Annotated in this window: 9 protein-coding genes; 4 read left to right on the top strand and 5 right to left on the bottom strand. The window is 63.2% G+C overall.

Features of this window, described 5'->3' with window-relative positions:
* Positions 1-45 precede the first annotated feature (45 nt).
* Positions 46-888, top strand: a complete 843-nt coding sequence (xdhC, locus tag POS17_RS09420; RefSeq protein WP_060838307.1) for a xanthine dehydrogenase accessory protein XdhC — start codon at positions 46-48, stop codon at positions 886-888.
* 23 nt (positions 889-911) lie between these two features.
* Entirely contained in the window at positions 912-2,216 is a 1,305-nt protein-coding gene (guaD, locus tag POS17_RS09415) for a guanine deaminase (protein WP_060838306.1), read from the top strand.
* An 82-nt stretch (positions 2,217-2,298) separates the two neighbouring features.
* On the opposite strand, the gene POS17_RS09410 is transcribed toward guaD, so the two are convergent.
* The 3 genes from POS17_RS09410 to POS17_RS09400 all read right to left on the bottom strand — a co-directional run bounded on the left by POS17_RS09410 (position 2,299) and on the right by POS17_RS09400 (position 5,184).
* Positions 2,299-3,132: a hypothetical protein gene (locus tag POS17_RS09410; protein WP_060838305.1), complete on the bottom strand. Its 834-nt coding sequence runs from the start codon at positions 3,130-3,132 to the stop codon at positions 2,299-2,301.
* 147 nt (positions 3,133-3,279) lie between these two features.
* Positions 3,280-4,230: a LysR family transcriptional regulator gene (locus POS17_RS09405; RefSeq protein ID WP_060838304.1), complete on the bottom strand. Its 951-nt coding sequence runs from the start codon at positions 4,228-4,230 to the stop codon at positions 3,280-3,282.
* A 189-nt stretch (positions 4,231-4,419) separates the two neighbouring features.
* A complete protein-coding gene (locus POS17_RS09400) occupies positions 4,420-5,184 on the bottom strand; it encodes a GntR family transcriptional regulator (protein WP_011060203.1) in 765 nt (254 codons plus the stop codon).
* A 318-nt stretch (positions 5,185-5,502) separates the two neighbouring features.
* Between POS17_RS09400 and POS17_RS09395 the strand changes: the two genes are divergently transcribed.
* Complete coding sequence (locus tag POS17_RS09395) at positions 5,503-6,693, top strand: benzoate/H(+) symporter BenE family transporter (protein WP_060838303.1); 1,191 nt, start codon at positions 5,503-5,505, stop codon at positions 6,691-6,693.
* Positions 6,694-6,836: 143 nt separating this feature from the next.
* On the opposite strand, the gene POS17_RS09390 is transcribed toward POS17_RS09395, so the two are convergent.
* Entirely contained in the window at positions 6,837-7,181 is a 345-nt protein-coding gene (locus tag POS17_RS09390; protein WP_047284881.1) for a YggL family protein, read from the bottom strand.
* Between the two features lie 234 nt (positions 7,182-7,415).
* On the opposite strand from POS17_RS09390, the gene dacB reads away from it, so the two are divergent.
* A complete protein-coding gene (dacB, locus tag POS17_RS09385) occupies positions 7,416-8,876 on the top strand; it encodes a D-alanyl-D-alanine carboxypeptidase/D-alanyl-D-alanine endopeptidase (RefSeq protein WP_060838302.1) in 1,461 nt (486 codons plus the stop codon).
* A gap of 42 nt (positions 8,877-8,918) precedes the next feature.
* On the opposite strand, the gene POS17_RS09380 is transcribed toward dacB, so the two are convergent.
* Positions 8,919-11,318 carry a sensor domain-containing diguanylate cyclase gene (locus tag POS17_RS09380; RefSeq protein WP_060838301.1) on the bottom strand — a complete coding sequence of 800 codons (2,400 nt, stop codon included), beginning with the start codon at positions 11,316-11,318 and terminating at the stop codon, positions 8,919-8,921.
* Between the last annotated feature and the right edge of the window lie 107 nt (positions 11,319-11,425).

Below are 11,425 nucleotides of genomic sequence, written 5' to 3'. Positions count from 1 at the left end.
TGCCGGCAAAAGACTCGGACAGACCACCAAGATGTCGAGGTGAACATGTACAACTGGATCAGCGCCCTCGCCGACCTGCAGACCCAGGGAGAGCCCTGCGTGCTGGTGACCATCATCGAAGAACTCGGTTCGACGCCGCGTAACGCCGGCTCGAAGATGGTCGTCAGCGCCACTCGGGCGTTCGACACCATCGGCGGCGGCCACCTGGAATACAAGGCCATGCAGATCGCCCGGGAGATGCTCGCCGCCGGCAAGCAGGCCACCCACCTGGAGCGCTTCAGCCTTGGCGCCAGCCTTGGCCAATGCTGCGGCGGTGCCACGGTGCTGCTGTTCGAGCCCATGGGCCAGGTACAGGCGCAGATCGCCGTATTCGGCGCCGGACACGTCGGCCGCGCCCTGGTGCCGCTACTGGCGAGCCTGCCCTGCCGGGTGCGCTGGATCGATTCCCGGGAACAGGAGTTCCCGGAACAGATTCCCCCGGGCGTGCACAAGATCGTCAGCGAAGAGCCGGTGGAAGAAATCGACAACCTGCCTCCTGGCAGCTACTGCATCGTCATGACCCATAATCACCAACTGGACCTGGAGCTGACCGCCGCCCTGCTCAAGCGCAACGACTTTGCCTATTTCGGCCTGATCGGCTCGAAGACCAAACGGGTCAAGTTCGAGCATCGCCTGCGCGACCGCGGTTTCGACGCCGCCACCCTGCAACGCATGCGCTGCCCGATGGGCCTGGGCGAAGTCAAAGGCAAGTTGCCTGTGGAAATCGCCATCTCCATCGCCGGTGAGATCATCGCCACCTATAACGCCCATTTCGGCCAGCCCAGCGCCAGCGCCGAACCCATTGCCAAACTGCTGCCGGCTTCGCGCCGCAGTCAGGCTTCGAACTGAAACGCCACACACCGAGAATCCCCATGCCTTTAACTCGCAAAGCCTACCGAGCCGCCATCCTGCACAGCATCGCCGACCCGGCCGAAGTCGGCATCGAAGCCTCCTACGAGTATTTCGAAGACGGCCTGCTGGTGGTCGAGGACGGCCGGATCAGCGCCCTCGGCCACGCCAGCGAACTGCTGGCCAACCTGCCCGCCCAGGTGCAGGTCGAGCACTATCCGGATGCCCTGATCACCCCCGGCTTCATCGACACCCATATCCACCTGCCCCAGACCGGCATGGTCGGTGCCTACGGCGAGCAACTGCTGGACTGGCTGAACACCTACACCTTCCCCTGCGAAAGCCAGTTCGCCGACCAGGCCCACGCCGATGAAGTGGCGGACATCTTCATCAAGGAACTGCTGCGCAACGGCACCACCACCGCCCTGGTGTTCGGCAGCGTGCACCCGCAGTCGGTCAACGCGTTCTTCGAAGCCGCCGAGAAACTCGACCTGCGGATGATCGCCGGCAAAGTGATGATGGACCGCAACGCCCCGGACTACCTGACCGACACCGCCGAATCCGGCTACCAGGAAAGCAAGGCGCTGATCGAGCGCTGGCACGGCAAGGGCCGCCTGCACTACGCCGTCACTCCACGCTTCGCGCCGACCAGTACCCCGGAGCAACTGACCCTGGCCGGCCAGTTGCTGACCGAGTACCCCAACCTCTACATGCAGACCCACATCAGTGAAAACCTGCAGGAAATCGAATGGGTCAAGGCACTGTTCCCGGAGCGCAAGGGCTACCTCGACGTCTACGACCACTACCAGTTGCTGGGTGAGCGTTCGGTGTTCGCCCACGGCGTGCACCTGTGCGACGAGGAATGCGCTCGCCTGGCGCAGACCGGCTCGGCCGTGGCCTTCTGCCCGACCTCGAACTTCTTCCTCGGCAGCGGCCTGTTCAACCTGCCGATGGCGGAAAAGCACAAGCTCAACGTCGGCCTGGGCACCGACGTCGGTGGCGGCACCAGCTTCTCGCTGCTGCAGACCCTCAACGAGGCCTACAAGGTCATGCAACTGCAAGGCGCGCGCCTGAGCCCGTTCAAGTCGCTGTACCTGGCAACCCTGGGCGGCGCCCGGGCCCTGCGCCTGGAGGACAAGATCGGCACCCTGCACCCGGGCACCGACGCTGACTTCGTGGTCCTCGATTACCACGCCACACCGCTGCTCAGCTACCGCCTGAAGCAAGCCAAGAGCATCGCCGAAACCCTGTTCGTGCTGATGACCCTGGGGGATGATCGCACCGTGCTGCAGACCTACGCCGCTGGCCGGCAGGTGCACCAGCGCTAACCTTGCGAAAACGAAAATCCCCCGTTCGACAGCGTCGCACGGGGGATTTTTTGTCTGCACCCTGAAGCGGGTTGCACGGAACCTAGAAGGTCACTTCCAGGTTCAGGGTGGGCGCCGAGGTCCGCGTGCCACGTCCGCCGTCCACCCCGAACTTGTTATGCCAGTACTCGTAGCCAACCCCCAGGTACAGGTTGGGCTTGACGTTCTTGCCCGGCAGCACGGCCACCATCAGCGAACTGCGCAGCAGGGTTTCCGGAGCGGTGTCGCGGTAGTTGTAGTCGTGGCCCTTTTCCCCGGTGTAGTTGATGAAACCCTGGAACTTGGCCGCGTGGCTGCCGACTTCGAAAGGTCGCATCCAGGCCAGGTTGAGCAGGTAGGTGTCATCGAAGGTGTGGTCCGGATCCTTGGCCCCGGGAATCCCCGAATGGTTGTTTTCCTTGTAGTACAGCAAGCTCAGGTCAAGGACGCCGACGGTGTTGAACTTGAGGGTCGGACCGAAGACCAGGGCGCGCTTCTTCGCCGATCCCAGGTTGTTGTTGCGGCTGGCGTCAAACCCCAGGGTCAGCGCGTAGTCCTTGATCAGACCGGTGCCCAGAGGCGTATCCAGGACCCGGGAGGCAAAGAGCTGGTGACGGTAGACACCGTAGACTTCGCTGCTGCCCTTGTCGGTGCCCTTGCGCGGATCGTCGCTATCGGAAAGCAGCACGTCCAGGTGCAGGTAGTTGCTGCCGTACTGGTAGCCGCTGGCGTGGGTGAAGCTGTAGATGCGCTTGCTGATGTAGTGCGGGTTGTTCGGATTGGTGAACTCCTTGCCGTACCGAAAGCCGACGCTGTTGTTCATCCACTCCAGGGCGGCCGCTTCCCCTGCTCCGATCAACGTCATCAGCAGGGTTGCGCCTTGTAATGCCTTTTTCATTTTTATTATGTCCTGTGGCGGTGTGGCGTTAGGCAGCTTCGCTGGCTGCCGACCGCACGCAGTATCGGCACAAGCGCCATAGGGCCCAAAGAACAGAATATCGACCAGGGCGCTGCCAAAACGGCAACAGCGCCTGTAACCATGGACTCAGAGCACCGGCTGGCCAAAGACCCGCTCGGCCCGTTCACGAATGGCGATCTCTTCGCTGAGCAGATGGGCCAGCGCCTCCACCGCGCTGGGCAGTTCGCGCCCGCTGCGGGCGTAGAGTCCCAGGTCGCTGTAGATCCCGCCCTGATCGCTCAGGGGGATGTGCACCAGTTCGCCCTTGCTCAGATCGGCTTCCACCCCGACCCGGGTCTGGAACGCCACGCCCATGTTGTGCCGGGCCATCTGCCGCGCCAGTTCCATGGAGTTGCTCTGCAACGGCGGCTTATCCAGCAGCCCCAGGCGCTTGTGCAACGGCGCCAGCAGGTGATGGATCGACAGCTCGCTCTTGGCCAGGATCAGGCCGTGCTCGGCACAGGTGGCGAAGTTGACGCTGCCCCGCTCGGCCAGGGGATGGTCGGGACTGACCAGGGCCCCCAGGCGAAAATGCCCGACACTCAACGGGCGAATCTCCGGGGCGCGGGGCAAGGCGAAGGCCAGGCCCAGGTCGGCACGACTGTTGATCAAGGCCAGGGGAATCGATTGCGACCCCTGGACCGTGACGCCGATGGTCACCTGCGGATAATGCTCGCGCATGCGCTTGAGCACCGAGGGCAGCAGGTCCACGGTGGCGCCTTCCACGGTGGCGATCTCGACGTGCCCGCTGCGCAAGCCACGCAGGGCGTCGAACTCCAGGCGCACCCGCTCCAGGTCCTGCAACACCAGATTGACGTGGCGACTGAGGATCTCCCCGGCCAGGGTCAGGCGCAGGCCACCGGGCAAGCGCTCGAACAGCGGCGCCCCGATTTCGTCCTCGATCTTCAGAATCTGCCGGTTCACCGCCGAAGACGCGACATTCAGGCGCCGGGCCGCCTCGCGAATCGAATGGCAGCGCCGCACCATGTCGAAGTAATGGATGGCGGAGGAATGAATACGTAGCGTTCTGCCGCTCATGCCGCAGGCTCCTTGCGCAGGACCAGAGGCGCACGGACTCGCCTGCCATGCGCATTGAAGCAGGCACTGTATACAATACTTGCACAAAGTTAAAACAATCTGCCGGACGCGCCGGCAAACCTGAGGCCAAACAAAAATCCCCCCGCTGCGCGAGCCACGCGGCGGGGGATTTTCAGAGCGGATCCAGGCTTACAGCTTGGCGCTGGGCCGTCCCGGCTTCTTGGTCTGCAGCAGGTGCGAGAACACCGCGTGCAGGTCGTCCGAGGCGCTTTCCTCGTCGAGATTGAGCTTGCTGTCGATGTGATCCATGTGATGCATCATCAGGTTCACCGCCAGCTCGCCATCCCGGGCTTCGATGGCGTCGATCAGTTGAGTGTGCTCATCGTAGGAACAATGGGAGCGGTTGCCACTTTCATACTGGGCGATGATCAGCGAGGTCTGGGACACCAGGCTGCGCTGGAAGCTGATCAGCGGTGCATTCTTCGCCGCCTCGGCCAGCTTCAGGTGGAACTCCCCGGACAGGCGGATGCCGGCGCCACGATCACCCCGGGAAAAGCTGTCGCGTTCCTCGTTGACCATCTGCCGCAACTCCAGCAGTTGCTCGGCGGTGGCATGCTGCACCGCCAGCTCGGTGATGGCCCGCTCCACCAGGCGCCGGGCGAGGAATACCTGACGGGCTTCCTCGACACTCGGGCTGGCAACCACCGCCCCACGATTGGGCCGCAGCAGCACCACGCCCTCATGGGCCAGGCGCGACAGGGCGCGACGGATGATGGTCCGGCTGACTCCGAATATTTCTCCCAACGCCTCCTCGCTCAACTTGGTGCCGGGCGCCAGGCGCTGCTCGAGGATGGCCTCAAAGATGTGCGCGTAGACAATATCGTCCTGGGTTCCGCTGCGACCGGCTTTGCCTGCTCGCGGTTGTTTCTTGAGAGGTTGCAACTGTTCGTTCATGGGCACTCGGGTCGGGAGGACTGCGGCGATTTCGGCGTGACTGTAATACGTCACGGTGGGTCGCTGGCAAGTATCGCGTTAAAACAGGGACACATTGTACACAACCACTGGGGATCATTAGTAAAAAGTGTTAATGGCCCCCACACTCTTTCAGCGACTGTACGGCTATTTGTAGTCACGGCTGTATTGCAATGCAAAGTTGCTTTTAAGTTTAGGCTTGAACCCTGAACCCCTTCACCGGCCCATTGCTCGCGCATGATTCGAGCGATGTTCGCTGGACGTGGGTTTTGTGTCTTTCAAGAACAAGGAATAGCAGTAATGTCCGACGCCACACCCGCGCAATTACGCCCCCTGGCGGACACTTCGCCCTCAGCCATCGTGGCCGGTTTCATCGCCATGATGACCGGCTACACCAGTTCGCTGGTGCTGATGTTCCAGGCCGGACAAGCCGCCGGCCTGACCAGCGGTCAGATTTCTTCGTGGATCTGGGCCATTTCCATTGGCATGGCGATCTGCAGCATCGGCCTGTCCCTGCGCTATCGCACCCCGATCACCATTGCCTGGTCGACACCGGGCGCGGCCCTGCTGATCACCAGCCTGTCCGGCGTCACCTACGGCGAAGCCATCGGCGCCTACATCACCTGTGCCGTGCTGGTTACCCTGTGCGGGCTCACCGGCAGCTTCGAGCGCCTGGTGAAAAAGATCCCGGCTTCCCTGGCAGCGGCCCTGCTGGCGGGGATCCTGTTCAAGATCGGCAGCGAGATTTTCGTCGCCGCCCAGCACCGCACCGGCCTGGTCCTGGGGATGTTCTTCACCTACCTGGTGGTCAAGCGCCTGTCGCCGCGCTACGCGGTGCTGGCCGCGCTGCTGATCGGCACGGCCCTGTCGGGCGCCATGGGCCTGCTGGACTTCAGCGGCTTTCACCTGGAAGTGGCGACACCGGTCTGGACCACGCCACACTTCTCCCTGGCGGCCACCATCAGCATCGGCATTCCCCTGTTCGTGGTAGCCATGACCTCGCAGAACATGCCCGGGATCGCCGTACTGCGGGCCGACGGCTACAAGGTTCCGGCCTCGCCGCTGATCACCGCCACCGGCTTTGCCTCGCTGCTGCTGGCGCCATTCGGCTCCCATGGCATCAACCTGGCGGCCATCAGCGCCGCCATCTGCACCGGGCCCCACGCCCATGAAGATCACGGCAAGCGCTACACCGCGGCGGTGTGGTGCGGGATTTTCTACGGCATTGCCGGGGTCTTTGGCGCCACCCTGGCCGCGCTGTTCGCGGCCCTGCCCAAGGAGCTGGTGCTGTCCATCGCCGCCCTGGCACTGTTCGGCTCGATCATCAACGGCTTGAGCATCGCCATGAGTGAAGTGAAGGAGCGCGAGGCCGCGTTGATCACCTTCATGGTCACGGCCTCGGGGCTGACGCTGTTTTCCATTGGCTCGGCGTTCTGGGGAATTGTCGCCGGGGTGATCACCTTGATGATTCTGAATTGGCGCAGTGCCTGAAGGGCTTTGCCGGCCAATAGCGCCCACGACGAAACCCGGGGCTGGCCCGTGGCAGTGGCGAGAAACACAAGGGAAAATTCGACAGGCCGCCCAAGCAGGACAGCAACGCATGAGCGGCCCGGACGGGCCGCTCATGCATGACATCACGCGACTGGGTTGATCGCGTTGTCCGGGTACCAGACGTCCAGCAGCGGGCTGACTTCAACGTTGGTCAGCTCGGTGCGTGCCTTGAGCCAGGCTTCAACGGTGGCGCGCTGCTCTTCGCTCACGGAACCGCGCTTGCTCAGGCAAACCAGACCGAAGTCGTCGCCGCCTACATAGCCCAGGCCGTTGGCTTCCATCGCTTCTTTGAGGAATGCGTCGAGGAAAGCGTCAATAGCTTCGTCAGCCAGATCTTCTTTGAAATCCAGGTTCAGCTCAAAACCCAGCTCCTGAAATTCATCTACGCAGAGTTTTTTGCGCAGACGGCGGGAACGGTTAGTGGCCATGGAACAATCCTCATAAGTAATAACGGGCGGCACTTTACCAGTTTAGGCGGGCGATTGCCTGACTCTATGAGGACGCGGTCGTGCCATTGGTAAAAAAAATACCGCCCCGGCGGGCCGTGGCACGGCACAAGCCACTATACCTTGGGGCATAATGCCGACACTTTCATGACCACTGAGGGATTTTATCTGCATGCCCTCGCCTTTTTTCCCCTCGACTGCAGGGTTCAATTTCATATGATCAAATCGTTGCGTCCTCTTCTGCTGGCCAGTGTTTTCCTCCCCCTGGCCTTCCCCGCCTCCGCGGCCCCGGTCAACACCACCCTGACACCCAAGGTTCAACAAGCCCTCAAGGCCAGCAAACTCCCGGACAACGCCCTGTCGCTGGTGATGATTCCGCTGAACGGCCCGGGCACCCCGACGATTTTCAACGCCGATGTATCCGTCAACCCGGCCTCCACCATGAAGCTGGTCACCACCTACGCGGCCCTGGAAATGCTCGGCCCGACCCACCAGTGGAAGACCGAGTTCTACACCGACGGCACCCTCAGCGGCGGCATTCTCAATGGCAACCTGTACCTCAAAGGCGGCGGCGACCCCAAGCTGAACATGGAAAAGCTCTGGCTTTTGATGCGCGACCTGCGAGCCAATGGCGTGCAGCAAGTCACCGGCGACCTGGTGCTGGATCGCAACTACTTCGTGCAACCGCAACTGCCGGAATTCAATGACGACGGCAATGACGAGAACAAACCCTTCCTGGTCAAGCCCGATGCGCTGATGGTCAACCTCAAGGCCCTGCGCTTTGTCGCCCGCAACGATTCCGGGCGCGTACTGGTGTCGGTGGAGCCGCCGATCGCCAAGATCCGCATCGACAATCAGGTCAAGGCGGTCAACACCAAGCAATGCACCGGTGACGTGCGCTACAACCCGGTCACCCAGGCCGATGGCAGCGTGATCGTCACCGTCGGTGGCCAGTTGGGCGATGGCTGCAGCTCCCAGACCTACCTGTCGCTGCTGGACCACGCCACCTACACCGCCGGCGCGGTGCGGGCGATCTGGAGCGAACTGGGCGGCAGCATCCAGGGCCAGGACCGCCTGGCGGTGGTGCCCAAGGACGCCAAGGTGCTGGCCCGGGCCTTCTCTCCGGACCTGGCGGAAATCATCCGCGACATCAACAAGTACAGTAACAACACCATGGCCCAGCAGTTGTTCCTGAGCCTGGGAGCCAAGTACCGCAATGAAGCCGATGGCGATGACGCCAAGGCCGCCCAGCGCGTGGTGCGCCAGTGGCTGGCGAAGAAAGGCATCACCGCGCCGCACCTGGTGATGGAGAACGGCTCCGGCCTGTCCCGTGCCGAACGGGTCAGCGCCCGGGAAATGGCCGGCCTGCTGCAAGCGGCGTGGAAGAGTCCCTACGCCGCCGAGTTCATCAGTTCGATGCCGATTGCCGGCATGGACGGCACCATGCGCAAGCGCCTCAAGCGCACCGCCATGTCCGGTGAAGCCCACATCAAGACCGGCACCCTGAACACCGTCCGCGCCATTGCCGGCTACAGCCGCGATGACAACGGCAACACCTGGGCGGTGGTTGCCATCCTCAACGATCCACGGCCGTTCGGTGCCTCTTCGGTGCTGGATCAGGTGCTGCTGGATCTGTATCGCCAGCCCAAACTGGCCACCAGCGCTTCGCCGCTGTAACGCCCCGGGCCGACGGCGGCGGCCCCGCGTCGCCGTCGCCGTTCAGGGAAACTCGGCCTGAACCCGGTCGCGGCCGGCCTGCTTGGCGGCATAGACCCCGGAGTCGGCCCGCAACAGCAAGCCATCGGCCCCCTCGCCCTCACGCCAGCTGGCGATACCGAAACTGGCGGTGACCCTGCCCACCGGCGCGATCGGCGAACTGCGCAAGCCTTGCCACAGCTCCTGGGCCAGGATCAGCGCCTGGCGGGCGCTGGTGTCCGGGCACAGAACCATGAACTCCTCGCCCCCCAGACGGCAGAACACATCGGTGCGTCGCAGCCGCCGGCCAATGCGCTCGCACAGCCCGCGCAGCACCTGGTCCCCCACGCCGTGGCCGTACTGGTCGTTGATCCGCTTGAAGTGGTCGACATCCAGCATGATCACCGCCATTTCGCCGCCACCCCGCTCCAAGCGCTGCATTTCGCTCTGCAACTGCTCCTGGAAATAGCGCCGGTTGTGAATTCCGGTCAGCGAATCGGTGACCGACAAGGCCCGCAGTTCTTCCTCGACCCGCTTGAGATCGGAGATATCCGAGATATAGCCGTGCCATAGAACCCCACCACCACTCAGGCTTTCCGGGGTCGCCGCCCCGCGCATCCAGCGCAGTCCCCGTTGCGGCAGGCAGACCCGGTATTCCTCGCGCCATGGACTCAACTGCTGGGCGGAAATCCGGATCGACTCGCGTACCCGTTGCACATCCTCGGGATGGATCCGCCCAAACACCGCCTCGGCATCCTCCTGCAGCAACTGCGGCTCGATCTCGTAGATCTCGCGAATGCCATCGCTGGCGTAGGTAAAGCTGGCATGGCCATCGGCGTCCAGCTTGAACTGATAGATGCCGCCAGGAACATGGGCACTGAGCCTGTTCAGCAACCGGTCCCTGGCCGCCAGGGCTTCATGCACCCGCTTACGCTCGGTGATATCGATGCAGATCGCCAGGTGGCCGATCCACAGCCCCTGATCGTCCAGCACCGGGGTCGCCAGCATGTTCACTTGCAGGTGGCTGCCGTCGCGTCGCACCAGGGTCCATTCCCGGGCCTCATGCCCACCGGCCATGCCCTCTTCCACCAGCATCGCCCGGGACACCTCGATCGGCTTGCCATAGCGCTGGCTGAGGCTATGGGCCCATGCTTCCAGCTCCTGGGGCAGGTGCAGGCTTTCCAGGGTCAAGTGGCCCACCGCCTCGCTGCTGCGGTAACCCAGCATCTGCTCGGCGCCGGCGTTGAAGGTGCTGATGACCCCGCGCAAGTCGGTGGCGATGATCGCCACCTGGGTGGCGGCATTGAGCACGCTGCGCAACTGACTGTGGGTCCCGCGCAGTTCCTGCTCGCGACTGCGCAGCTCACCGGTGCGCTGTTCGACCAGGGCCAGGGCCCGTTGCCGCTGACTCACCAACACGTAGAGCAAGGCGCTGAGCAGCAGGCTGAGCAAGCTGCCGAGGATCACCAGGCTGGTCAATGAAGAATGATTGGCATGCAGGAACGCCGCGCTGGGGCGGATTTCCACTTGATAATCCCGATCCGCCAGCCGCAGCAGACGGCTGGCACTCAGGTGACTGGTGACCGGCAGGTTGTTCGATTCATACAGCACCTCATGCTGGCCCTCGGCGGACAGATCGAGAATTCGCACCGATAGGTTGTCACTGGCCGAGGCCGGCAAGCCGTCCGCCACCAGTTGCCGCAGGCTGATCACCGCCAGCACATAGCCGTAGGGCCTGCCCTGGGGCGATGGGTCATCCAGGGCGCGCCTGACCGGCGCCGCCAGCAGCACCCCGCGGGCATAGGCCGGATCCACCGCCACCAGATGCATCGGCGGCGAAACTGCCAGGCCATTGAGCACCCGGGCACGCTCCAGCGTGGCCCGACGCAGCGGCTGGGCCAGCAGGTCATACCCCAGGGGCGAGCCCAAGGGGCTCTGGGTCTGGCTGTAGAGCACCGGCGCGTACTCATCCTGGTCACCGGCCGGCTCCATCTGCCCCGCCGCGTTCAGTTGCACGATGGCAAATCCCGGCTGTCCCTCACGGCGCACCGCCTGCTCGAAATCCGCCCGCTGGGCACGACTGATCAGCGGCGCAAAGGCATAGGCCTGGGTACGACGCAGCAGAGGCTTGGCGTATCCCTCGAAGTCCTGGCGAGTCACATGATCGGAATTGACAAAGAAACGCCGCAAACCGTCCAGGCGTTGCTCCTGGTCTTGAAAGCGCTCTTCGATGCGGCTGTAGCGTTCGCTGACCAGCAACTGAAAGCGCTGGCGCAACTGCTGCTTGTTCAGGTTGTAGGTGGACCAGGCCAAGAGTCCGGTGAGAATGCTGCCCGCGAGCAACACCAGCACCGCCACCAGCCAGGCCGAGACCTCTTCACTAATGAAACCCAGGATTTTCGGGCGTACCACATGCAACGGCATAAGTAGAACTCATCACGCCAGCGAGTTTGGGTGTCATCCGGATCAAGTGAGAGTTATAGCCATTAGCCATTAATTTGACCAGCGCTAAACAGCCTCCAAAGCCCGAA

It is taken from the genome of Pseudomonas sp. Os17, from assembly GCF_001547895.1.
Taxonomy (GTDB): Bacteria; Pseudomonadota; Gammaproteobacteria; order Pseudomonadales; family Pseudomonadaceae; genus Aquipseudomonas.
This window is presented reverse-complemented; position numbering and strand designations above follow the sequence as displayed.